Source organism: Veillonella seminalis, from assembly GCF_003992065.1.
Lineage (GTDB): Bacteria > Bacillota > Negativicutes > Veillonellales > Veillonellaceae > Veillonella_A > Veillonella_A seminalis.
In genome coordinates this window covers 19,701-42,476 of the sequence record NZ_RQUZ01000007.1, presented here as the reverse complement: position 1 = coordinate 42,476, position 22,776 = coordinate 19,701, and the positions used below count along the sequence as shown (strand labels likewise).

Sequence of the window (22,776 nt, the reverse complement as noted above, 5' to 3'; positions counted from 1 at the left end):
ATGGTACTATGAAATCAATTAAAAGAAGAGTCGCCATCACAGCGGCAGTAATGTTAATGGTCAGCACGCAATTGGTAAGTGCGACCGGTTATACGTATGGCGCTAAAGGCGGCGATATTCCGGCCATTCAGAAGAAGTTGATTGCAGCCGGGTATAATGCACGACTCAACGGTGAGTATGATGCCAATACGAAATGGGCAGTACGCCTGTATCAAAAGGATAATAATTTGCCGGTTAACGGCGTGTTGGATGCCGTTACTTACAAAAAGTTAATGGGCAAAGACCTTGATGAACATGTGGTTGCCGGTTTAGGTCGTATGTCTGATGATAAAATCGCAGCGGAAATGGCAGCCGGTCGTAAGGCTACGTTAGAGAAAAAATCTACCGCAACCGCAACAGATGCGACTAAGCCTGCTAAAACGACTAAATCGGTTAAGGTGAAAAGCAACAAGAACGGTAATAAATCCAATAGCAATGCTAAGGTAGAAGCAGTCGCTAAGAAAAATACGGCTGTTGTAAAATCGAAGACGCCGACCGACGGTATACTTGATCCTATTGCACCGGATTTTATTTTCACCAAAACCGGTGATGTTCCAAAATCGGTTCGTGAGATTATAACGGAAGCGGAACGTTATCGTGGGGTACCGTATGTATTCGGCGGTGCTACACCGCAAGGTTTTGACTGCTCCGGTTATGTGCGTTATGTATTCGCTAAGTCGGGTATTACCTTGCCGCGTAGTGCGGATGAACAATATTTGGTAGGCCAGAAAATCGGGAAACATAATTTGCAACCCGGTGATTTGGTATTCTTCCAAACCTATGAGCAGGGTGTATCCCATTCCGGGATTTACATTGGTGACGGTAAATTTATCAGTGCTACTTCGAGCAGCGGCGTAGCTATAGCTAACATTAATGACAGCTATTGGGGCGAACGCTATATCGGTGCTAAGCGCGTAATGTAAGTTAAGATACTTTGAAGAGGAGGCTCATGTCTCCTCTTTTAGCCTATAAAGTGAGGTTTTACGATGGGGCAAATTATTGTAGATAAAGTAGCGTTCAATTATGAAGATGAGACGATTATAAGTGATGTGTCGCTGACAATTCCGGAAGGTGACTTTACCTTGGTAGTAGGGCCCAACGGAGCCGGCAAAACAACGTTTTTACGTCTGGTGGCAGGCCTTTTAAAGCCGGCGAACGGTCAGATTACGATTGACGGTTATTCTGTGGCGGAAGCACAGCAGAAAGGTCTTCTTCATTTGGTGCCGCAAATTTATAATAAAAATGCCGCTCAGTTTCCGGCTACGTGCGGTGAAATTGTGGAATTGGGGCTCCGTATTCAGGGGATGGGGCACAGTGAACGCAAGGCTAAGGCTCATCAGGCATTGGCTCAGGTGGGCATGGCGGAATTTACCCATCGTCGTATCGGTGATTTAAGCGGCGGTCAGCAACAGCGAGTTATGATTGCTCAAGCACTGGCCAGAGGACCTAAATATTTGCTTCTTGATGAACCGACGAGTGGTATTGATTTTCAAGTCAGTGCCCATATATTCCAACTGTTGCGTAATTTGTGCAATCAGGGTATGACGATTATTATGGTTACCCATGATATTGTGGATGCTTGTCAGGCGGCCGACCAGGTGATTTGTATTGATCGCCATATTTGTTATAACGGCGACAGCCAAGGTTTTTTGAAGAGTCATAAAAACACGCCGCTTGCTTGGCATATAGGAGGTTAACGGTGGAGATTTTTAGTTATGAATTTATGCAACGTGCTTTCATTGCCGGTTTGATTGTAGCTTTAATGTGTCCTTTAATCGGTACCTTTATTGTTATCAAACGGCAATCGCTACTCAGTGAAGGCCTCGGCCATGTAGCCTTTGCGGGTGTTACAGGGGCATCGTTGTTATCCGTATATCCGCCTTTGGGGGCGGCTGCCTTGACGGTGCTTACAGCTATCGGCATTGAGTTGGTGCGCCGCCGTCAGAACCAATATACCGATATGATTTTGGCTTTGTTCTTTTATACCGGTTTAGCCTTGGCCGTTATTTTTGCTACTATGACAAAAATGCCGAGCACAGGGCTTCTGAATTTTCTTTTCGGCAGTATTTTAACGGTAACGAGTACGGACATTATAACCATCGCCATTGTAGCTTTGGTGGTGGCCGTTACGGTGTACTTCATGTATTCTAAATTACTCTTTACGGCTTTCGACGAACAGATTGCGGTAACTGCCGGTATTGCGGTGGGCCGTATCAATATGCTCTTCGCCATTTTAACGGCTTTGGTGGTCGTTATGGGGATGACGATTGTGGGAATTTTGCTCATCGGTGCCTTGATGATTGTGCCCGTGGCGTCGGCCCATCTATGGCACCGCGGTTTTGGCCAGACGCTTCTTATCAGTGAGCTTTATTCCTTGGGCAGTGTCAGCCTGGGACTGATCGGGGCCTTCAAATATGACTTGGCACCGGGCGGTACGATTGTGCTTATGGCAATTCTCGGTTATGCCGTTACCTTTGCGGTTACAGTGGCTCGCGGGCAGAAATAAGACAACCTTGTTATTTGAAATAGACAAATATAGACAATAAGGCTTATAATAAAGAGAATTCATATTTATTTAGGAGGCTGAAACTCATGAAGGGTAATGAGCTGCGTCAGGCTTATTTAAAATTTTTTGAAAGTAAACAACATTTAATCTTAGACAGTTTTTCGCTTATTCCGGAAAACGATCCTTCTTTGTTATTAATCGGCGCCGGCATGGCACCGTTAAAACCGTTTTTTACGGGTAAATTGGTACCGCCTCGTACGCGTGTAACCACATGCCAGAAATGTATTCGTACCGGCGATATTGAAAACGTAGGCCGCACGGCGCGTCATCATACTTTTTTTGAAATGCTCGGCAACTTCTCTTTCGGCGATTATTTCAAAAAAGATGCCATCCATTGGGCTTGGGAATTTTTGACCGAAGTTATTAAACTCGACAAAAATCGTTTATATGTAACCGTATATCCTGATGATCAGGAAGCGTATGATATTTGGCATAAAGAAGTAGGTATGCCGGAAGACCACATTACCCGTTTGGAAGACAACTTCTGGGAAATCGGGGAAGGTCCTTGCGGTCCTGACAGTGAAATTTTCTACGATCTCGGCGAATCTCGCGGTTGCGGCGAACCTGATTGCGCACCGGGTTGCGATTGCGATCGTTATCTTGAAATTTGGAACCTCGTATTCACTCAATTTAACCGTACCGCTGACGGTGAATATGTACCGCTCGAAAAGAAAAATATTGATACCGGTGCCGGCCTCGAACGCTTGGCATCCGTATTACAGAATAAAGAAAGCAACTTTGAAACGGATTTAATTTTCCCTATCATTGAAAAAGCTGCTGAAATGGCCAAAGTAACGTATCACACTGATGCCAATACGGATGTGTCCCTTAAAGTTATCGGCGACCACGCTCGTGCTATTACTGTACTCATCAGCGACGGCGTTTTACCGTCCAATGAAGGTCGCGGTTATGTATTGCGTCGTATCTTGCGTCGTGCCGTACGTCACGGTCGTTTACTCGGTATTGAAGGACGTTTCTTAACCGATTTGGTTGACGTGGTTATCGATATTTTAGGTTCCGGCGTACCGGGTCTTATTGAAAAACACGACTTCATTAAACGTGTTGTAGCTAATGAAGAAGATCGTTTCAATCAGACTTTGGCTCAAGGCCTTGATATGCTCGGTGCTTTGATTAACGAATTAAAAGAAGCTGACGCTACGGATGTTCCGGGTGCCGAAGTATTCAAATTATATGATACTTACGGATTCCCTTGGGAACTTACGGAAGAAATTGCCGGCGAAGCAGGTCTTACTATCGATATGGCCGGTTTTGAAAGCGCTATGGCGGAACAGCGTGCCCGCGCTCGTGCGGCTCGTGAAGATGTAGATGCTAAAGTGGCTACACCGGACATTACTTTCCTTCGCGATGAAAAATTGAGCGATGATGAATCGGCTACTTCTTCTGAAATTCTTATGCTCGGTGAAGGTGCCACTCGCCTTGATAATGCATCCGACGGCATGGAAGTAACCCTCATTGTACGCACTACACCGTTCCACGCTGAAGGGGGCGGTCAGTTAGGCGATACAGGCTTCATCGTTGGCCCTATGGGGAAAATGGAAGTTCATACAACCAAGAAATTGCCGGAAGGTACTACTTATCATGTAGGTACTATTGTAGAAGGTAATTTACAGGTAGGCGATACGGTTCAATTCGAAGTAGATACGACCCGTCGTCTCGCTATGGCACGTAACCATACGGCTACCCATTTGTTGCATGCCGCTTTGAAACAAGTATTGGGCAATCACGTAAATCAGGCCGGTTCTTTGGTTATGCCGGATCGTTTGCGTTTTGACTTTACTCATTTCTCCCCGGTAACGGCGGAAGAATTGAAACAAATCACCGATTTGGTAAACGGTGAAATCTTAAAAGCTGTCAGCTTGAACATTCAGGAAATGTCCATGGATGAAGCTAAAAAATTAGGCGCCATGGCACTTTTCGGTGAAAAATACGGCGACCGCGTACGCGTTGTTACGGTACCTGATTTCAGTATCGAACTTTGTGGCGGTTCCCATGTAGTAAATACGGCCGTTATCGGCACATTCCGCATCTTGTCGGAAGGCGGTATCGGTTCCGGCGTACGTCGTATCGAAGCAGTAACCGGCGAAGCAGCGTTGCAGTTAGCTCAAAAAGAACAGGCTGAACTTCGTGAAGTGGCAACACTTCTTAAAACGAAACCGGAAGATATCGTAGTTCGTGCGCAACAGCTCGTTGAAGAAACTAAACAATTGGAACATGAATTGGCAGCAGCTCGTAAAGAATTGATGTCCGGCGGTCTTGACGCTGTATTGAATACAGCTTTTGATGCCGATTCCTTTAAAGCCGTTGTGGCCGATGTAAAAGCAGCCGATATGGATGAACTTCGCAGCACGGCTGATATGGTTCGCGATAAAATCGGTTCCGGTATCGTATTATTGGGTATGGCCAATGATGATAAAGTAAACTTCGTCTGCATGGCTACTAAAGATGCCGTTAAAGCCGGTTTCCATGCCGGTAATATTGTTAAAGCCACTGCTCAGGCAGCCGGCGGTAACGGTGGCGGACGTCCTGATATGGCACAAGCGGGCGGTAAAAATCCAAGTGCTTTAGAAACTGCTTTAGAAAAAGGTAAAGAAACTATCCTTTCTATGGTAAAATAGAAGTATACAAGAGTAATAGTCTGTTGGTGAGGGCTTAATTAATCGGTTAAGACGCATCACTGTTATAAAGGAGGCTTTAGCATGAGTGTATCAGATGAAACTATGATGTTTCAGAAAGTAAATGATGTTCCTTCCGCCGGTGAAGTATTACGTGATGTATATCACGCTTTACAGGAAAAGGGATATAATCCGGTGGAACAAATAGTAGGTTTTCTTATCTCCGGCGAGCCTACCTACATTACCAGTTACAACAATGCGCGCAGCATGATTCGTCGTTTGGATCGTGATGAGCTCATTGAAGAATTGGTTAATGAATATGTAAAGGCTAAGAAATTATAATGCGTATTATGTCGTTAGATGTGGGCAGTCGTACTATCGGCGTGGCGTGCAGTGACGCTTTGTACATGACGGCTCAAGGTATCGAAACTATTCGGCGCACTTCCTTGGAACGGGATTTTTCGCGATTACAGGAACTGATTACGGAGTATGAAGTAGAAGAAATCGTGGTGGGTATGCCCAAAAATATGAACGGCACCAAGGGTGATCGCGCGCTTAAGACGGAAGAGTTTGTCGCCAAAATGCAGGAAGTCATTGATGTACCGGTTACATTTTGGGACGAACGCTTATCAACCGTTATGGCGGAGCGTTCACTGATTGCAGCTGATGTGAGTCGTAAAAAGCGTAAAGATGTTATTGATAAAATGGCGGCGGTTGTTATTTTACAAGGATACTTGGACAGTCGCAGTCGCTTGACCAAATAACGCTAATCGGTCAATTGTTTTACTGTAGTGTGTAACTCAACGGTCAGGTACTCTATCGGTAACGGTGAGGCATATGGCTTCCCGTATGGAATATTGAAACAGAAGTCATAAGGAGGATACCATGGTAGATTTAGGTTATGAAGGTGAAGTGACCATTGTAACGTTTGTTGATGAAGATGGCAAAGAAATTCATTATGAATCGGATTTAGAAATTAATTATGATGGTAAACGGTTTGCCATATTAGTTGAATTACCATCGGAAGATTGTGAACCGGGGTGCAAATGTCATGAAGAGCCGCAAGCGATTGTGACTCGTATTGATACGGAAGACGGCGAAGACGTGTATGTAGATCCGACTGAAGAAGAGTTTGAAGCAGTATTGGCTATATACGAAGACAGCTTTGACGAAGAATAATCAGGTATAGGGTAAAAGGGAAGAGGGGCCAAGCCCCTCTTTCGTATGTTTATAATCAGATTTTGACAGCATGATTCATGAGGAGTTTTTAATTTATGAGTAGACGTGTGAAGTGGATAGGGATCGGTGTTGCAGCCGTTGTTCTTATCCTTTGCATCGCCATCCTTACTGTGTATTTAAAACCAAACTCTGTGGCCGGTACGCCACAGAATGTTGTATTTACTGTTGATAAAGATCAAACGGGCGCCGAAATCGGTGATATGCTCTATGAAAAAGGCATTATCAGTTCACCGACTACATTTCGTATGGCATTAAGGCTGACCGGTTTAATGGATAAATTGCAACAGGGATATTATCAGATTCCGCAAAATGCCAGCTTGCGTCAGGTAATTTCTTTATTGCAAAAAGGTAAGGTGCAATCGATTAAAGTCACTATTCCGGAAGGCTATACGATTCAGCAGATTGCCGCAGAACTCGAAAAAGACGGTTTGGGTCCTAAAGAAGCCTTTTTAGAAGTGGCTAAGACCTATGTACCGTATCAATATATGTACGGACCGGCACAAGTTGACTACCGTGTGGAAGGTTTTTTGTTCCCCAGCACGTATGAAATCCCTGTAGGCAGTACGCCGCAGGAGATTTTAAAACGTATGGCCGGCGAAATGAATAAGCAGTTAACACCGGCAATTCGTGAACAAATTGCAGCTAAACATATGACGATTTTTGAATTTATTACCTTAGCTTCTTTAGTAGAAAAAGAAGCCTTGTTTGACGAAGATCGCCCGATTATTGCCGCTGTATTTTTAAAACGTTTACAAATCGGCATGCCACTTCAATCCTGTGCCAGCATCCAATATATTTTAGGCTACCCTAAATCTCATCTGTCTATTGAAGATACGCAGATTCCAAGTCCGTATAATACGTATATTCATGCAGGCTTACCACCGGGACCGATTGCCAATCCGGGTATGAAATCCATGGAAGCCGTACTTAATGCGCCAAGTACGGATTATTTATTCTTTGTAGCAGATAAAGAGGGTCATCACCACTTCACTAAAACATATGCAGAACATTTAAAAGTGGTGGAATCTATTTATGGGGAATAGTGGTGTAAGTTATGGAATTGAAGGAAATTTTGAATGAGCAACGGATTTACGCGGTGCTCAATAAAGTACCTATCTTGCGTGAATCGGAAGTTCATTTATTTGAAGAATTAATCGGTTTGTATCAGCCGTCGCGGGTTTTGGAAGTGGGAACAGCTATCGGCTATTCCACGCTGCTTTTGGCTAAGCATGCGGCACCCGATGCGGAAGTTGTATCTGTCGAGCTTGATGAAAAACGTCATAGTATGGCTCAATATTATATCAAACAGTCCAAGTATAAAGATCAAATTACCCTTCATTTGGGCGATGCTAATGAAGTATTGACTCAATTGGAAGGAACCTTTGATTTGGTATTTTTAGACGGACCAAAGGGGCAATACGGTAAGCAGCTTGAGCTCATTGAACCGCATTTGGCACCGCAGGCCGTTATCTTGGCTGATAATGTTCTATTTAGAGGTTATGTGCGCGGGGATAAAGAAGCTCCGCATCGTTATAAAACTATTGTCAAACGCTTGCGAGAATATTTGGACATGGTTGAAGATAAAACAAAATTTAATACGACCATTTACCCTTTGGGAGATGGTATGAGTGTCAGTATATGGAAAGGTAATAAGTAATACATGAACAGACATATTGAAGTATTGTCGCCGGCCGGCAATATGGATAAATTAAAAATGGCCATTCGTTATGGCGCCGATGCTGTTTATTGTGCAGGCCAATCTTTCGGTTTGCGCGCCAGCAGCTCCAACTTCAGCAATGAAGAATTAAAAGAAGCGGTAGAATTTGCACATAGTCATGGTAAAAAAATCTATGTAACTTGTAATATTATTCCGCACAACGAAGATTTGGTAGGCCTCGAAGACTACTTAAAATTCTTGGAATCCATTCATGTGGATGCCATTATTGTAGCCGATTTGGGGATTTTCTTATTGGCTAAACGTGTGGCGCCTAATTTGGAACGCCATGTAAGTACGCAGGCCAATACAACCAACTATTTGACGACTGAATTCTGGAAAGAACAGGGGGCCAGCCGTGTAGTTGTGGCTCGTGAAGTAAGTATTGCGGACATCAAGACTATGAAAGAAGCGGCTGACATTGAAATCGAAGCTTTCGTACACGGCGCTATGTGTATTTCGTACTCCGGCCGTTGCCTCTTGAGTAACTATTTTACAACTCGTGATGCCAACCGCGGTCAATGTACGCAGGCTTGCCGCTGGAAATATTCCTTGGTGGAAGAAAACCGTCCGGGCGAATATTATCCGATTGAAGAAGATCAGCACGGTACCTATATTTTTAACTCCAAAGACCTTTGCTTGTTAAAATATATCCCTGATTTGGTAGAAGCCGGCGTTGACAGCTTAAAAATCGAAGGCCGCATGAAGAGTGTTCACTATGCCGCTACGGTAACTAAAGTATATCGTGAAGCAGTAGACAGCTATTTGGCAGATCCTGAGCATTATGAAGTAAAACCGGAATGGATTGAAGAGTTGGAAAAAATCTCTCATCGTCCGTATACAGAAGGTTTCTCCGTGGAAAAACCGGATGAAACGGCTCAGAACTACGGTGAATCCAGTAATACGCAGACCCATGATTTTATCGGTTTGGTAGAAGGTTATAATGCTGAAGAAGGTTACGCTTACTTAGAACAGCGTAACAACTTTAAAGTGGGCGATGAAGTGGAATTTTGTCAACCGCACGGTGAACTCGTTCATCATGTGATTACAAAAATGACTGACGAAGAAGGTAACGAAATCACGGTAGCACCGCATCCGCAGATGAAAGTACGTCTTTATATCGATACACCGCTTGAACAGTATGCCATGATGCGTCGTCGTTGCAAGGTTAAAGCGTAAGATAGGGTCGGCCTGTTTTGGGTCACTGTACTGCGTTAGCGGCAGTACATTCAGTCGTTCTCGGCTTTAAGTCTGTAACGAGGGGGATTATTGATGGAAGACTCCTATGTGTATTTTAAGATTTCACCGGAGCATACCAATTACGTAAATCGCATTTTAGAAGGTTATGAGTATTTGGGTGTCATGACTACGGTAGATCGTACTGAAGGTATTTGTATGGTACGCAGTACACCCGATACAGCACCGTTGGTACGTGAAATTTTGAGCAGTTTGCCTATTGAGTTGACCTTGGTGGAGGCTGTTTAATACTCTTATACGTACGTTAGAATCATAAAGTGAAATCTATGTAAGCCTATGTGGCCACCGACCACATAGGCTTTTTTATTTGTATACGAAATCACTAAATTTTAATTGTGTAAAATTAAATTTTTGAAAATTATTATAAATTGCACACAATTAGTATTGACATTACCTAAAATATGGTGTAAAGTGAATACATCAAATGAAACAGGTAGAGCGAAGGATATGATATTTAATCCACTGTGTTCCAGAGAGAGACGGCTTGGCTGTGACCGTCTTACACATGATAAAGTATTACCCCCTTCAAACCGATTGGCTGAACTACAGTATGCTGATCCGCGAGTATGCGTTATCGACAATAAAGTGAGTTATCCGAGTGGATGACTAACTAGGGTGGAACCACGAGACCTTCGTCCCTTGTCGGGAGTGAGGTCTCTTTTTTTATATGCGTGCAGTTACAGCGTGTCCCGCCGGTGTAGCTGATTTCTAAGGAGGAATAACCATGAGTGAAGTAAAAATCATTTTACCTGACAACAGTGAACGCGCTTATGCAGCGGGCACTACTTTAGGGGAAGCTGTTAAAGAATTATCCAACAGCTTGGCTAAAAAAGTTTTGGCAGCCGATGTGGACGGCGAATTAACTGATTTACGTGAAGAAGTAAAAGACGGCTCTAAAGTAAGTTTCTTAACTTTTAACGAACAGGGCGGTAAGGATACTTTGCGCCACAGTGCTTCTCATATTATGGCACAGGCTATTAAACGCCTTTGGCCGGATGCTCAATTAGCTATCGGACCTGCTATTGAAAACGGCTTCTATTATGATATCGATATGGAACATGTATTAGTTCCTGAAGATTTGGCTAAAATCGAAGCGGAAATGAATAAAATCGTAAAAGCTAACTTCCCAATCGAAAAAGAAGTTATCTCCCGCGATGAAGCTCTTAAATTCTTCAAAGAAAAACATGAAAACTACAAAGTAGAATTGATTGAAGATTTACCGGCTGACGCTGAAATCTCTACTTATCGTCAAGGCGAATTCGTTGACCTTTGTGCCGGCCCTCACGTAGCATCCACCGGTAAAGTAAAAGCTTTCAAATTGCAGAGCTTGGCAGGTGCTTACTGGCGCGGTGATGAAAAGAACAAAATGCTTCAACGTATTTACGGTACTGCTTTTGAAAAGAAAGAAGAACTTGAAGAATACTTACATCTTCTTGAAGAAGCAGCTCGTCGCGATCATCGTAAATTGGGCAAAGAATTGGGCTTATTCGTGCTTAAAGAACAGGGCCCGGGCTTCCCATTCTTCTTACCAAAAGGTATGGCCCTTCGCAACGAATTGGAAAACTTCTGGCGTGAAGTTCACCATGATTTCGATTACGAAGAAATTCGTACCCCAATCATTTTGAACCGTCAACTTTGGGAACAATCCGGTCACTGGTTCCATTATCGTGAAAACATGTACACTACTGTAATCGATGATGAAGATTATGCAATCAAACCTATGAACTGCCCGGGCAGTATCCTGGTATATCAAAATGATTTACATTCTTACCGTGATTTCCCAATGCGTATGGCTGAACTTGGTCTTGTTCACCGTCATGAATTATCCGGTGCGTTACATGGCTTGTTCCGTGTTCGCAGCTTTACTCAGGATGATGCGCATGTATTCATGTTGCCATCTCAGATTAAATCTGAATTGATTAAAGTTATTGAATTGTTTGACCGTATTTACAGCCAGTTCGGTTTAACTTACACTGTTGAATTGAGTACTAAACCTGACAATGCCATGGGCGATGATGCTATTTGGGAAGCAGCAACTAATGCACTTCGTGAAGCTATCGAAGAAAAACAAATCCCTTACCAGATCAACGAAGGTGACGGTGCCTTCTACGGTCCTAAATTAGACTTCCATATCCGCGATTCCCTCGGCCGTACTTGGCAGTGTGGTACTATCCAATTGGATATGAACTTGCCTGAACGTTTCCATATGGAATATGTCGGTGAAGACGGTCAGAAACATCAACCTATCATGATTCACCGTGCTTGCTTTGGTTCCATGGAACGTTTCATCGGTATCCTTATCGAACATTATGCCGGTGCATTCCCAACTTGGTTGGCTCCGGTACAGGTTAAGATTTTACCAATCAGCGAAAAACATGTTGAATATGCTGAAAAATTGCGTAAAGCCTTCAAGAAAGCTTACATTCGTGTAGAACTTGATGATCGTAACGAAAAAATCGGTTACAAGATTCGCCAGGCTCAGATGGAAAAAGTTCCTTACATGCTCGTAGTAGGGGATAAAGAAGAACAGGAAGGCACTGTAGCTGTTCGCAGCCGTGTTGAAGGTGAAAAAGGTTCCGTTAAATGGGAAGACTTCTTGGCTGATATCTTAGCTGAAGTAAAAGATCGTAAATAAGATTACGAAAACTCTATATTTAAATTGCTATGATGCGAATATAACGTGCTTCAGGTGATTAAATTTTATAATTAAAGAGCTTACTCAGATCTCATATGAGATTTGAGTAAGCTCTTTTTTTGTATTGACTTGAAGTCTGCTCCAAGTGCTATGATGTACATATAGGCTATTGAAATAGACATTTTGATCAATAGATACGAGCAATAAGTGAGAGCTTATTATCGCCGGGATAATAAGGAGGGACTATGGGGAAGATTTCACGACGTGACTTTTTTTAATTAGCCGGCATAACGGCCGGTGGACTTTTAATACTGAATGTTCTTAATTTTACTAAGGCAGATAATCAGGGAGACATAGCAATGGCAACGACAAATAGTGCAGGTTCTAAGGCAAAAGTATATTTTACTAAACATATTGATGCAGAGCATTTGATTGCTCTTTACGATCGTATTAATGAAGGTATTTACGGTAAAGTAGGGGTAAAACTTCATACCGGTGAAAAACACGGACCTAATATTTTACCGCCTAAAATGGTCAAGGCATTTCAACAGCATGTGCCTGACAGTGTAATTGTTGAAACGAATACTATGTATGGCGGTGATCGTTATACTACGGAAGGTCATAGAGAAACTTTAAAAGTAAACGGATGGGATTTTTGTCCGGTAGATATTCTTGATGAAGACGGCGGTGTCGATTATCCGGTTCGCGGCGGTAAACATTTACAATCAGTTACCGTAGGTAAGAATTTAGATAATTATGATTCCTTAGTTGTATTGACTCACTTCAAAGGCCATGCCATGGGCGGATTCGGCGGATCATTAAAGAATATCGCCATCGGTTGCGCTACCGGGCAGGAAGGGAAACGCCAGGTTCACGGCTATTTAGAAGGGGCAATGCCACCGGACGGTGCGGCTTGGGGTGAAATGCCTTTGAAAGATCATTTCATGGAACGCATGGCCGATTTCGGTAAAGCTATCGTTGATCATTTCGGTAAGCATATTGTCTTTTTAAATGTTCTTCGTCGTATGTCGGTTGACTGCGACTGTGCCGGTGTTTCGGCAGCCGAACCTACTATTTCGGATATCGGCATTGTAGCTTCAACGGATATTTTAAAACGGCTGTTAATGCTTTTAAATATGCATTAACAGCCGTTTGTTTTTCCATGTATATTGTATTTTTCATAATTCTCTATAGAATTGACACTCTATAATTGCTATAATATAAAAATACAAAAATTATAGGTAGAGGAGTGAGTGACTTGGAAAAAGAGCAAACCCTCAATAGGGGGCTTAAGAACCGCCATGTGCAGTTGATTGCCATCGGGGGCGCTATCGGAACAGGTCTGTTTTTGGGATCGGGCCATTCCATAGCCTTGACGGGGCCGGCTATTTTATTTGCCTACATCATTACCGGTATCATTTGTTTTTTGATGATGCGAGCCCTTGGAGAGTTACTCTTATCGAACACGGAGTACCACACGTTTATTGAATTTGTGCAGGATTATATGGGTGAGAAAACAGCCTTTGTTACGGGCTGGACCTACTGGTTCTGTTGGATCTCCGTAGCCATGGCCGATATCACGGCCGTAGGGATTTATGTTAAGTATTGGTTCCCGTCCATTGAAGCGTGGATACCAAGCCTTATAACCCTCATAATTTTACTGCTCATGAATCTGTTGACGGTAAAATTATTCGGTGAGTTGGAGTTTTGGTTTGCCTGTATTAAAGTCATTGCCATCATCGCCCTCATCGTGTTAGGTTTGTATTTTATATTGACCGGTCAACCGACTTCGGTAGGCGTAGCCAGTTTCAGTAATTTATGGAGTCATGGCGGTTGGTTCCCGAAAGGGATGGACGGCTTTATCCAATCATTCCAAATGGTTGTGTTTGCCTTTGCGGGTATTGAACTGGTAGGCTTAACAGCCGGTGAAACGGAAAATCCTCAGAAGGTTATTCCTAAATCCATTAACAGTATTCCGGTACGTATTATTTTGTTCTACGTGGGAGCACTTGGCGTTATCATGAGCATTTTCCCATGGGATTCCGTAAATCCGGACCGCAGTCCGTTCGTTGAAGTTTTCTTGGCGGTCGGCATTGTGGGGGCGGCATCTATGGTTAATTTTGTAGTCCTTACATCGGCAGCGTCTGCTTGTAACAGCGGTGTGTTCAGTACCAGTCGCTTACTCTATTCGTTAGCCAAGCGCAATCATGCACCGGGTATTCTTGAAATTTTGACGAGCAAACAGGTACCGGCCAATGCTTTGTTCTTATCCGTATTGGTAATCTGTTTGGTTGTTGCTTTACAGTATGTTGTGGCCGAAGGTGTATTCGTTATTATATCGAGTGTGGCAACATTCTGCTTCTTGTACATTTGGGGTATCATCACCATTTGTCACATGAAGTTTATCCGTAAACGTCCTGATTTGGCGGCTAAGAGTATTTTTAAAATGCCGTTGTTCCCATTCTTGAACTATTTGGTATTGGCGTTCTTTGCTTTTGTTATCGTAACTTTGGCCTTTAACCCGGCTACGAGAGTTGCTTTATTCGTAACGCCGGTATGGTTCATTATGCTGCTCTTGATTTATCAATTGAAGAAGGAAATTGCCTAGTTGTCAGGATAGGGTACAAAGAAGCTATAGGGAAAAGTAATTTATTATAATTAAATAAAACGGCCTGATAAGGCACAAAAAAGAGTTCACTGAGTCGTATGACCCGATGAACTCTTTTATTTTGCTTACTAAACGATATGTTGTTATAGGTTTAGGATTATAAAGCTTTGTCGAAGACAGCTTTGATCAAGCTCTTAGTTTCTTCGTAAGTTTCGCCCGGATGAGCTTCATACTGTTTATCCAAGTCGAACCAAAGGTTTGGATAGTATTCATACGGATGAGTTTTGAATAATTCATGAGCATCCTGATCTTCTACCCAGTTAATTTTAATATCTTTGTATTGTGGATTTTCAGCTTTCAATTCGTCGATGGCTTTGAATGCGTTTTTGCAATAAGGGCAACCATTTAAGTGGAATCCTAAAATTTCTTTCATAGTTATCTATCCTTTTCGTATTAACAAAATGAAATATTAAAAAGGGGTAGTGGTTACTGTACCACTACCCTTAGTGTATCATAAAATATGACAATATTCAATTTTATAAATATAGAAATATAAAGATTTATGGAATTTTACATTTTTTAATTTATTTACATCATTCCTTGGTAGAACTCTAAGAATTGTTTGCTCACAAGGGAAGGCGTATGACCTTTCACGATAATAAAACTTTTGTGAAAACCGGTAGACAATTCGGGCAGGCGAATACGTGATATTTTGCGACCATGTACTTTTTCCTGCGTATCCATCGGTATGATAGCCACCGAGCGACCGAGTTGAGCCCATTCAATGGCTGAGCTTTTGGTCGTTGTGACGGAAATGACATTCAGGTTATTGAAAAGGCGACTGGCACTTTGCATGAGCATGCGTACCGATCCGCCGGATAGGCTCAGTGGGCAACGAGCAATCTCATCCCACGTAAGACTTTCTTTTTCCTGACTGTTCCAAAAAACATCATTGCGAAAGACTGCGTAGAGTGATTCCGGTTGGGTAAAGAGGATATCAAAGCGACTGGTATCCACCATTTGCGAGTTGCAAAGACCGATTTCCGTGCGTCCGTTCAATAGTGATTCCGTGACGTCACTCATGAGACCTTCGTAAATCTCGTAGCGTACGGACGGGTGCTTTTGTGAAAAAGCCTGTAAATATTGCTGTATTAGTCCGGTTGAACGTGATGCGGACGAGCTGATGCGGAGTGTTCCTTCTACGGCCGAATTTAAGCGTTTTACATCTTCGTAAGCAGCTTCTTCAATGGCACAAAGTTGCTGTGCTTTTTCATAGAAGATGCGACCTGCTTCAGTGAGACGAAAATTAGCCCCTCGTTGACCGCGTTTTATGTGCAGGAGGGGCGTACCGAATTCGGCTTCCAAATATTTAAGCTGTTTGCTCAGGGCCGGTTGTGTGATGTGTAAAATGTTGGCAGCCTGAGTCATATTGCCTGTTTGTACCAAGATAATGAAATTGTAATAATATGATGTGTCCATGAGAATCCTCCCTGTTTCCAAGTTAGATTGTCATGACATGTAGTTTTGGGCGTACTACTTTACTATATGTTTAATATATATTGTACTATGGTACGATATATTTGTCAGTACCCCAGTGGGTATAAAAGCTACATAAGCTTGTTTAAACGAGTAATAAATGCCATATATAGTACCCCCGGTGGGTATTGTGTTAAGCAAGGCTATTCCGGTGAGTATATAGTTATATCAGCTTATTCGGTGTAGGGTAGAGCCACCATTTTGGCTTCCAACAGTTCCCAAGCCTGTTGACCGTTAGTTAGGTTGGTCATGGTTGTTTCGAGGGCTGCGACTTCATCGGGATCAACGTAAATCAATAGTTTTACTTGTTCTGCAAATTCTGATTCGTAGTGAAAGTTCTGTTCCTGCAAGAAGCGCTCGATAGCACCGTAATAGCTGTAGTTGATAGTAAGTGACACGATTTGTCGTGGTGCATATAAGGTTTTCGGCGCGTCGTGAATAACTTCCGCCGCACTGTGCGAATAAGTTCTGATGAGTCCGCCGGCACCGAGTTTAATACCGCCGAAATAACGAGTCACCACGATTAAGGTGTTGGTGATGCCTGTTTTTTTCAAAACTTCGAGCATCGGTTTGCCGGCCGTACCGGACGGTTCACCGTTATCCGAGGAGCGTTGCTGTTCTTGACCGGGACCTAAGGCGTAGGCCGTGCAGTTATGTGTGGCATCCCAAAACTCTTTATTGATGCGGGCAATACCGGCCTGTGCTTCTTCTTCTGTTTCGCAGGGAATAGCGGTGGCGATAAAGCGGGATTTTTCGACAATATATTCAATACGATGCTCTTTGGCGACCGTAATATAGGATTTCATATATACCCCCTGTTAGAAAATCTTTAAAAAAGATTGATAGAGTTTATCAAAACAATGTTTTTCAATATAGTGTAGCGGCGTATAGACCGCTTGTAAAGCCTTATTCGGGCAAATGTTTTTCGTTTATTTTATGATACGTAATTTTCGCCGATTTAACAATACCCCCTTGTTGACGTTTTTAATGAGAAGGTTTAACATAATATACAGATGAGATACCCCCATGGGGTATCCGAGAGGAGATAAAAATCCCCGATGAATTCCGTTAGTACAGCTACTTAAGAGTAACTGTTCAGATAGAGGTAAGGAGGAATTAAGATGCTGACAGATATGGAAATGGAAAAATTAAGTCGTCGTTTACGTCGTATTAAAGGCCAGGTCGAGGGCATCGAAAAGATGATTGACGATCATCGTTATTGTGTGGAAGTGTTACAACAGATTGGTGCCGTAAGAGCGGCTTTATATCAAGTTGGTCTTCTAATGTTAGAAAGTCATTCCCGCTCATGTGTAGTGGACGCCATTAAAAAGGGCAAGGAAGATGATGCCATTACCGAATTGATGGGCGTATATAAATCGTTACATAAATAATATATATGAATTATAGTATTAATAAATGGATTGTAACGCCATTTTCTGATAAGAAGATGCAGTATTAGAGACAGAGAACAAAGGATGTGTTATATATGAGTCAAAAGAGTAATGAATTTGACATTACCGGCATGCACTGTGCAGCCTGTGTCGGTCGTGTTGAAAAAGTAGTCAGCCGTATGGATGGTGTGGCTGATGTAAAGGTTAACCTTTTAACCCGTAAAGGCAGTGTTACCTATACGGATGACAGCAAGGTAACCCCTGATGACGTAATTAAAGCTATCACCGGTATCGGTTTTGGTGCTACCTTGGCTGAAGAAGGGGTTCAAAAACTTGAAAAAGTAAATTACAAACCTCAATTGTATCGTATGATTATTGCCGCTGTTATGGCTATCCCAATGATGGTCAGCATGATGGGCAGCCATTTCTTCGGATGGCCTATGTTACCGGCGTGGGTAGAACTTGTATTGGCAACTGTTGCTCAGTTCGGTCCGGGCCTCGTGTTCTATAAAGGTGCTTGGAGTGCTATTAAGAGCGGTTCCTTGACTATGGATGTGTTGGTTGCCTTAGGTACTACGGTAGCTTACTTATTCAGCATTTACAATATGTCTGTGGGCAGCCACGATTTATACTTTGAAACGTCCGCTTGGTTGATTACCTTTATCTTATTAGGTAAGGTTCTTGAAGAAGTGGCTAAAGGTCGTACATCTGAAGCTCTTGAAAAATTGATGGGTTTAACACCAAGTATTTCTCATGTGCAGCGTGACGGCCAATGGGTAGACGTTCCTACCGCTGAAGTTCAGGTCGGCGATATTCTTCAAGTTCGTGCCGGTGAAAAAGTTCCGGTAGACGGTGTTGTCATTGAAGGTCAATCGGCTGTTAACGAATCCTTGTTGACCGGTGAAAGCTTGCCGGTTGAAAAAACAGTTGACAGCAAAGTTATCGGTGCAACCGTTAACGAAACCGGTGTATTCACAATGCGTGCCGAAAAAATCGGTTCCGATACCATGTTGTCTCAGATTATTAAAGTCGTAGAAGCAGCGCAGACTTCTAAAGCTTCCATTCAACGTGTAGCCGACGTAGTAGCCGCTTACTTCGTACCGACCGTTATTGCTTTAGCTGTATTAACTTCCTTAGTATGGTACTTTGGTTTTGATGCCACTTGGGGCGTAGCTCTTATGCATGGTACAGCCGTATTGGTTATCGCTTGCCCATGTGCGTTAGGTTTGGCAACGCCAACCTCTATCATGGTAGGTTCCGGTTTGGGTGCTGAACACGGCATTTTGATTAAGAGTGCCGAATTCCTTGAACGTGCCGGCAAATTAGATGCCATCGTATTGGATAAAACCGGTACTATCACTAAGGGTACTTTGATGGTAAGTAAAACCGTTAACTTCGCCGGTGATGCCAAAGAAAATACGGGTATCATGACCGCTATCGAAGGTTTGACTACTCACCCTATTGCCAAAGCTATGGCAGCTTACGGTACTAATGAATTGGGGAATGGTGTATTGCCGAACGTTACCGGTTTTAAAGAAGTTCCAGGCCATGGCCTCGAAGCTGTGGTAGATAATCAGATGGTTCAATTAGGTCACAGCCGTTGGATGCAGTCCTTAGGTTATATGAATGAAACGATTGAAAAAGCCGTGCTTGCCGAAGAAGAACGCGGCGCTTCCGTATCGCTCTTAGCCGTAGGCGGTGAAATCAGAGCTTTGTGGGCTGTAGAAGATGAAGTGCGTCCGGAAGTTCCGGAAGTTATTAAAACCTTACAAGATCGTGGCATTGAAGTTTGGATGCTCACCGGTGATAACCGTCGTACCGCTCAATACATTGCCGATAAAGTTGGTATTAAACATGTTATGGCGGAAGTATTGCCGCAGGATAAATCCGGTAAGATTGATGAATTACGTAAAGCCGGTAAAGTAGTAGGTATGGTTGGTGACGGCATTAATGACGCACCTGCTTTGACCTTGGCTGATATTGGTTTTGCCATCGGTAACGGTACTGATATTGCTGTTGAAGCAGCTGATATCGTACTTGTTCGTAATGATTTGAACACGTTGGTTCAGTCCGTAACTCTAAGCCGCAAGACTATGACGAATATTCGTCAGAACCTCTTCTGGGCTCTTATTTTCAACAGTCTTGGTATTCCATTGGCCGCTATCGGCATGTTAACACCAATCGTAGCCGGTACGGCAATGGCTTTCAGTTCCGTTACGGTTGTTACGAATGCCCTTCGGTTAAAAAGAGCTAAACTTAATTGATTGCAGGATAGTTGAATTGAGTCAATGAAATTTAAGTTAATCGGCTGTGAGTTGTATCTGAGTTATATATAAACTGAGTATGAGTCACATATAAGTTAACTATAAGCTGAATTACATAAAGGCTAAACTTGTTGAATCGAGGTTAATTAACGTTAACCTCGATTTTTCATTGTTTGTTAACAATCTTTTTGGACCTTCAGTTAACATAAAAGAAGATGACAAGTCTGAAACAACGTTATTTATCAATATAGATTAAGGTTCTACTTAATTAAATACATTATTTCTTTTAGTAATAACAGATATAAAAAGAGGCAATTTTACTTATACGGGAAGTGGGTATATACTATCCGTAGAGAACGAAGCTGGGGGACTGAAGCGAGCAGTTTTTCAGTTGATTTTCTAATCTCCTTATTAGCGAGCGCTGCAAATTGTACGCTAATAAAGGTAAAAATTCAATATTCACTACCGAGAAAGAAAAGCACCACGATGAAGCGAGCATCGTGGTGTTTTTCTGTTATTAACAATAAATTTCAGATGTTAAGGAAAAGTCCTTGACAGGGTATACTGCTTTTGTTAAAATAACGTGTAAAGTTTTTTAGCTTGACACCGTGAAGGAGTGAGTTGACATGGAAGAACGCGTTTTGATTAGCTTGCTGTTGGACTTCTATGGCGCTCTTTTGACGGAGCGTCAGCGTCAATGTTTGGTGTTGCACCATGAAGACGATATGTCATTGGCCGAAATTGCTGAAGAAATGGGCGTATCGCGTCAAGCCGTATATGACAATATGCAACGCGCCAGACAATTGTTGGAAATGTATGAAAGCAAGCTGCACCTGGTAGCTCAGTATGAAGAACGGGAACGTTTGATGAGTGCCATGCGCAATGAATTAGACAGATTAAAAGCAAGTGCCGCAAACGATGAGTTTCGCACTTCTACAAATACATTATATCAATTAGTTGCACAGATGGAGGGGTAGGATGGCTTTTGACAATTTAACCCAGAAACTAGAAGAGGCTTTTAAATCCCTAAAAGGTAAAGGCAAAATTGACGAAGATGATCTGAAACAAGCCCTGCGTCAAGTGCGTTTAGCCTTGATTGAAGCGGACGTAAACTTAGCCGTAGTTAAAGACTTCATCAATAGCATTAAAGAAAAAGCCATTGGTCAAGAAATATTCGGTACGTTGAACCCGGTACAAACGGTTATTAAAATTGTTAAAGACGAATTGACCGAATTATTGGGCGGCGTTCAGAGCGGTATCGCGATTGCGTCCAAACCACCGACAATTATTATGCTCGTTGGTTTGCAAGGGGCCGGTAAAACAACAACTGCCGGTAAATTAGCCGTTTATTTGCGTAAAAAAGGTAAGCATCCTATGTTGGTGGCAGCTGACGTATATCGTCCGGCCGCTATCAAGCAGTTGCAGGTCGTTGGTAAACAGATAGATATTCCTGTGTTTGCCGATGAAACGCCGGGGGCGAATCCTGTAAATATAGCTCGTGACGCCATTGCGGCGAGCACGTCTATGCTTAAAGATGTAGTTATTATCGATACGGCCGGTCGTTTGGCGATTGACGAAACCCTCATGACGGAATTAGTCAATATCAAACAATCCGTACGACCTCATGAAATCCTCCTCGTTGTGGATGCCATGATCGGTCAGGATGCGGTACAGACGGCACAGACATTTAACGAACGTCTCGGCATTGACGGCGTAGTAATGACGAAACTTGACGGTGACGCCAAAGGCGGTGCCGCATTATCTATTAAATCCGTAACCGGTCGTCCGATTAAATTCATGGGGACCAGTGAAAAAATGGACGGTCTCGAAGAATTCAGACCGGAAGGTATGGCATCCCGTATCCTCGACCTCGGTGATTTGGGTACTTTGATTGAAAAAACCAAGGAACTGGTAAACGAGGAAGAAGTGAAGGAATTGGCCGACAAAATGCGGCGCAATGAATTCACTTTGGATGACTTCTTGAAACAAATGAACCAAGTCCGTAAAATGGGTAAGTTCCAAGATCTGTTGGGATTGATTCCGGGCATGGGTAAAGTTAAAGATCAGTTAAAAGATATAGATTTAGACAGCAAAGAAATTCGTCGTATTGAGGCTATCATTCAATCGATGACACCGCAAGAAAAGACGAATCCTAAAATATTGAACGGCTCACGTCGTAAACGCATCGCCATGGGCTCCGGTACACGTGTGCAGGATGTAAATCGCTTGATTAAGCAATTTGAAGAAGCTCAGAAGATGATGAAAAAAATGGGATCTATGCGTAAAGGTAAAAAAGGTATGTTACCTAAACTGCCAAACTTACCGTTTATGGGTTGATCATAGAAGATATTCTGACAAGGAGGTGAAGTATACATGTTAAAAATTCGTTTAACTCGCTTGGGCGCTAAAAAAGCTCCGTTCTATCGTATCGTTGTAGCCGATTCCCGTGCTCCTCGTGAAGGTCGTCCGGTAGACACTATCGGTCAGTACGATGCTACTAAGACCCCGGCTGTTATCAACATTGATGAAGAAAAAGCTTTGACTTGGTTAGGTAATGGTGCACAACCTACCGACACTGTTCGTTCCCTTTTCAAACAGCACGGTGTTATGCAGAAATTTGCTGATGCTAAGAAGTAATTCATAGAGAGGCATACTGTGATGAAAGAATTAATTACATTAATTGCGAAGTCATTGGTTAAGCAGCCTGAAGCCGTTTCTGTTACCGTGACCGTAAAAGGTGATGTGGAAGTCTATGAAGTTCACGTTGCTCCGGAAGACATGGGTAAGGTTATTGGAAAGCAGGGCAGAATTGCTAAAGCAATCCGAGCTGTCGCAAAAGCAGCAGCTATCAAAGAAAACAAAAAGATATCCGTTGATATTGTCTAAAGGGTGAG

Annotated in this window: 23 protein-coding genes; 20 read left to right on the top strand and 3 right to left on the bottom strand. The window is 42.8% G+C overall.

Annotation, left to right across the window (positions count from 1 at the left end; translation table 11 throughout):
- The first annotated feature begins 8 nt into the window (after positions 1 to 8).
- From EO126_RS05795 to EO126_RS05730, 14 genes are all read left to right on the top strand, one after another.
- Positions 9 to 962, top strand: coding sequence for a C40 family peptidase (locus tag EO126_RS05795; RefSeq protein ID WP_006556433.1), 954 nt, complete (start codon positions 9 to 11; stop codon positions 960 to 962).
- A 63-nt stretch (positions 963 to 1,025) separates the two neighbouring features.
- Positions 1,026 to 1,736 carry a metal ABC transporter ATP-binding protein gene (locus EO126_RS05790; protein WP_006556434.1) on the top strand — a complete coding sequence of 237 codons (711 nt, stop codon included), beginning with the start codon at positions 1,026 to 1,028 and terminating at the stop codon, positions 1,734 to 1,736.
- 2 nt (positions 1,737 to 1,738) lie between these two features.
- The gene (locus tag EO126_RS05785; protein WP_006556435.1) at positions 1,739 to 2,545 is read left to right on the top strand and encodes a metal ABC transporter permease; all 807 of its coding nucleotides are present in this window, start codon (positions 1,739 to 1,741) and stop codon (positions 2,543 to 2,545) included.
- 86 nt (positions 2,546 to 2,631) lie between these two features.
- Positions 2,632 to 5,241, top strand: a complete 2,610-nt coding sequence (gene alaS / locus EO126_RS05780) for an alanine--tRNA ligase (RefSeq protein ID WP_006556436.1) — start codon at positions 2,632 to 2,634, stop codon at positions 5,239 to 5,241.
- 81 nt (positions 5,242 to 5,322) lie between these two features.
- The gene (locus EO126_RS05775; RefSeq protein WP_006556437.1) at positions 5,323 to 5,580 is read left to right on the top strand and encodes an IreB family regulatory phosphoprotein; all 258 of its coding nucleotides are present in this window, start codon (positions 5,323 to 5,325) and stop codon (positions 5,578 to 5,580) included.
- Entirely contained in the window at positions 5,580 to 6,002 is a 423-nt protein-coding gene (gene ruvX, locus EO126_RS05770; protein ID WP_006556438.1) for a Holliday junction resolvase RuvX, read from the top strand. The genes EO126_RS05775 and ruvX overlap by 1 nt, the downstream gene beginning before the upstream one ends.
- A gap of 121 nt (positions 6,003 to 6,123) precedes the next feature.
- On the top strand, positions 6,124 to 6,417 hold the full coding sequence (locus EO126_RS05765; protein WP_006556439.1) for a DUF1292 domain-containing protein: 294 nt from the start codon (positions 6,124 to 6,126) through the stop codon (positions 6,415 to 6,417).
- A 95-nt stretch (positions 6,418 to 6,512) separates the two neighbouring features.
- Entirely contained in the window at positions 6,513 to 7,520 is a 1,008-nt protein-coding gene (gene mltG / locus EO126_RS05760; RefSeq protein WP_006556440.1) for an endolytic transglycosylase MltG, read from the top strand.
- 11 nt (positions 7,521 to 7,531) lie between these two features.
- Entirely contained in the window at positions 7,532 to 8,134 is a 603-nt protein-coding gene (locus EO126_RS05755) for an O-methyltransferase (RefSeq protein WP_006556441.1), read from the top strand.
- A gap of 3 nt (positions 8,135 to 8,137) precedes the next feature.
- Entirely contained in the window at positions 8,138 to 9,370 is a 1,233-nt protein-coding gene (locus EO126_RS05750; RefSeq protein ID WP_006556442.1) for a peptidase U32 family protein, read from the top strand.
- A 93-nt stretch (positions 9,371 to 9,463) separates the two neighbouring features.
- On the top strand, positions 9,464 to 9,676 hold the full coding sequence (locus tag EO126_RS05745) for a DUF4911 domain-containing protein (RefSeq protein WP_006556443.1): 213 nt from the start codon (positions 9,464 to 9,466) through the stop codon (positions 9,674 to 9,676).
- 496 nt (positions 9,677 to 10,172) lie between these two features.
- The gene (gene thrS / locus EO126_RS05740; RefSeq protein WP_127007936.1) at positions 10,173 to 12,083 is read left to right on the top strand and encodes a threonine--tRNA ligase; all 1,911 of its coding nucleotides are present in this window, start codon (positions 10,173 to 10,175) and stop codon (positions 12,081 to 12,083) included.
- A 359-nt stretch (positions 12,084 to 12,442) separates the two neighbouring features.
- Positions 12,443 to 13,228, top strand: coding sequence for a DUF362 domain-containing protein (locus EO126_RS05735; protein WP_127007934.1), 786 nt, complete (start codon positions 12,443 to 12,445; stop codon positions 13,226 to 13,228).
- Between the two features lie 113 nt (positions 13,229 to 13,341).
- Positions 13,342 to 14,691, top strand: coding sequence for an amino acid permease (locus EO126_RS05730; protein ID WP_127007932.1), 1,350 nt, complete (start codon positions 13,342 to 13,344; stop codon positions 14,689 to 14,691).
- 157 nt (positions 14,692 to 14,848) lie between these two features.
- On the opposite strand, the gene EO126_RS05725 is transcribed toward EO126_RS05730, so the two are convergent.
- From EO126_RS05725 to EO126_RS05715, 3 genes are all read right to left on the bottom strand, one after another.
- Positions 14,849 to 15,124 carry a thioredoxin domain-containing protein gene (locus tag EO126_RS05725; RefSeq protein WP_006556447.1) on the bottom strand — a complete coding sequence of 92 codons (276 nt, stop codon included), beginning with the start codon at positions 15,122 to 15,124 and terminating at the stop codon, positions 14,849 to 14,851.
- Positions 15,125 to 15,279: 155 nt separating this feature from the next.
- Positions 15,280 to 16,170: a LysR family transcriptional regulator gene (locus tag EO126_RS05720; RefSeq protein WP_006556448.1), complete on the bottom strand. Its 891-nt coding sequence runs from the start codon at positions 16,168 to 16,170 to the stop codon at positions 15,280 to 15,282.
- A 230-nt stretch (positions 16,171 to 16,400) separates the two neighbouring features.
- The gene (locus EO126_RS05715; protein WP_006556449.1) at positions 16,401 to 17,033 is read right to left on the bottom strand and encodes a YigZ family protein; all 633 of its coding nucleotides are present in this window, start codon (positions 17,031 to 17,033) and stop codon (positions 16,401 to 16,403) included.
- A 315-nt stretch (positions 17,034 to 17,348) separates the two neighbouring features.
- Between EO126_RS05715 and EO126_RS05710 the strand changes: the two genes are divergently transcribed.
- The 6 genes from EO126_RS05710 (at position 17,349) to EO126_RS05685 (ending at position 22,768) form a co-directional block, all read left to right on the top strand.
- Positions 17,349 to 17,618: a metal-sensitive transcriptional regulator gene (locus EO126_RS05710; RefSeq protein ID WP_006556450.1), complete on the top strand. Its 270-nt coding sequence runs from the start codon at positions 17,349 to 17,351 to the stop codon at positions 17,616 to 17,618.
- Positions 17,619 to 17,713: 95 nt separating this feature from the next.
- Positions 17,714 to 19,882, top strand: a complete 2,169-nt coding sequence (locus tag EO126_RS05705) for a heavy metal translocating P-type ATPase (RefSeq protein ID WP_127007930.1) — start codon at positions 17,714 to 17,716, stop codon at positions 19,880 to 19,882.
- A 626-nt stretch (positions 19,883 to 20,508) separates the two neighbouring features.
- Positions 20,509 to 20,859 carry a putative DNA-binding protein gene (locus EO126_RS05700; protein ID WP_127007928.1) on the top strand — a complete coding sequence of 117 codons (351 nt, stop codon included), beginning with the start codon at positions 20,509 to 20,511 and terminating at the stop codon, positions 20,857 to 20,859.
- A 1-nt stretch (position 20,860) separates the two neighbouring features.
- Complete coding sequence (ffh, locus tag EO126_RS05695) at positions 20,861 to 22,219, top strand: signal recognition particle protein (protein ID WP_006556453.1); 1,359 nt, start codon at positions 20,861 to 20,863, stop codon at positions 22,217 to 22,219.
- A 36-nt stretch (positions 22,220 to 22,255) separates the two neighbouring features.
- Positions 22,256 to 22,519: a 30S ribosomal protein S16 gene (gene rpsP, locus EO126_RS05690; protein WP_006556454.1), complete on the top strand. Its 264-nt coding sequence runs from the start codon at positions 22,256 to 22,258 to the stop codon at positions 22,517 to 22,519.
- A 21-nt stretch (positions 22,520 to 22,540) separates the two neighbouring features.
- Entirely contained in the window at positions 22,541 to 22,768 is a 228-nt protein-coding gene (locus EO126_RS05685) for a KH domain-containing protein (RefSeq protein ID WP_006556455.1), read from the top strand.
- The last annotated feature ends 8 nt before the right edge of the window (positions 22,769 to 22,776 follow it).

What these genes read in the sequence shown, in the direction of transcription:
- EO126_RS05795 (WP_006556433.1), top strand. Translation starts at nt 9, where the DNA reads ATGAAATCAATTAAAAGAAGAGTCGCCATCACAGCGGCAGTAATGTTA.
- EO126_RS05790 (WP_006556434.1), top strand. Translation starts at nt 1,026, where the DNA reads ATGGGGCAAATTATTGTAGATAAAGTAGCGTTCAATTATGAAGATGAG.
- alaS (WP_006556436.1), top strand. Translation starts at nt 2,632, where the DNA reads ATGAAGGGTAATGAGCTGCGTCAGGCTTATTTAAAATTTTTTGAAAGT.
- EO126_RS05775 (WP_006556437.1), top strand. Translation starts at nt 5,323, where the DNA reads ATGAGTGTATCAGATGAAACTATGATGTTTCAGAAAGTAAATGATGTT.
- ruvX (WP_006556438.1), top strand. Translation starts at nt 5,580, where the DNA reads ATGCGTATTATGTCGTTAGATGTGGGCAGTCGTACTATCGGCGTGGCG.
- EO126_RS05765 (WP_006556439.1), top strand. Translation starts at nt 6,124, where the DNA reads ATGGTAGATTTAGGTTATGAAGGTGAAGTGACCATTGTAACGTTTGTT.
- mltG (WP_006556440.1), top strand. Translation starts at nt 6,513, where the DNA reads ATGAGTAGACGTGTGAAGTGGATAGGGATCGGTGTTGCAGCCGTTGTT.
- EO126_RS05755 (WP_006556441.1), top strand. Translation starts at nt 7,532, where the DNA reads ATGGAATTGAAGGAAATTTTGAATGAGCAACGGATTTACGCGGTGCTC.
- EO126_RS05750 (WP_006556442.1), top strand. Translation starts at nt 8,138, where the DNA reads ATGAACAGACATATTGAAGTATTGTCGCCGGCCGGCAATATGGATAAA.
- EO126_RS05745 (WP_006556443.1), top strand. Translation starts at nt 9,464, where the DNA reads ATGGAAGACTCCTATGTGTATTTTAAGATTTCACCGGAGCATACCAAT.
- thrS (WP_127007936.1), top strand. Translation starts at nt 10,173, where the DNA reads ATGAGTGAAGTAAAAATCATTTTACCTGACAACAGTGAACGCGCTTAT.
- EO126_RS05735 (WP_127007934.1), top strand. Translation starts at nt 12,443, where the DNA reads ATGGCAACGACAAATAGTGCAGGTTCTAAGGCAAAAGTATATTTTACT.
- EO126_RS05725 (WP_006556447.1), bottom strand. Translation starts at nt 15,124, where the DNA reads ATGAAAGAAATTTTAGGATTCCACTTAAATGGTTGCCCTTATTGCAAA.
- EO126_RS05720 (WP_006556448.1), bottom strand. Translation starts at nt 16,170, where the DNA reads ATGGACACATCATATTATTACAATTTCATTATCTTGGTACAAACAGGC.
- EO126_RS05715 (WP_006556449.1), bottom strand. Translation starts at nt 17,033, where the DNA reads ATGAAATCCTATATTACGGTCGCCAAAGAGCATCGTATTGAATATATT.
- EO126_RS05710 (WP_006556450.1), top strand. Translation starts at nt 17,349, where the DNA reads ATGCTGACAGATATGGAAATGGAAAAATTAAGTCGTCGTTTACGTCGT.
- EO126_RS05705 (WP_127007930.1), top strand. Translation starts at nt 17,714, where the DNA reads ATGAGTCAAAAGAGTAATGAATTTGACATTACCGGCATGCACTGTGCA.
- EO126_RS05700 (WP_127007928.1), top strand. Translation starts at nt 20,509, where the DNA reads ATGGAAGAACGCGTTTTGATTAGCTTGCTGTTGGACTTCTATGGCGCT.
- ffh (WP_006556453.1), top strand. Translation starts at nt 20,861, where the DNA reads ATGGCTTTTGACAATTTAACCCAGAAACTAGAAGAGGCTTTTAAATCC.
- rpsP (WP_006556454.1), top strand. Translation starts at nt 22,256, where the DNA reads ATGTTAAAAATTCGTTTAACTCGCTTGGGCGCTAAAAAAGCTCCGTTC.
- EO126_RS05685 (WP_006556455.1), top strand. Translation starts at nt 22,541, where the DNA reads ATGAAAGAATTAATTACATTAATTGCGAAGTCATTGGTTAAGCAGCCT.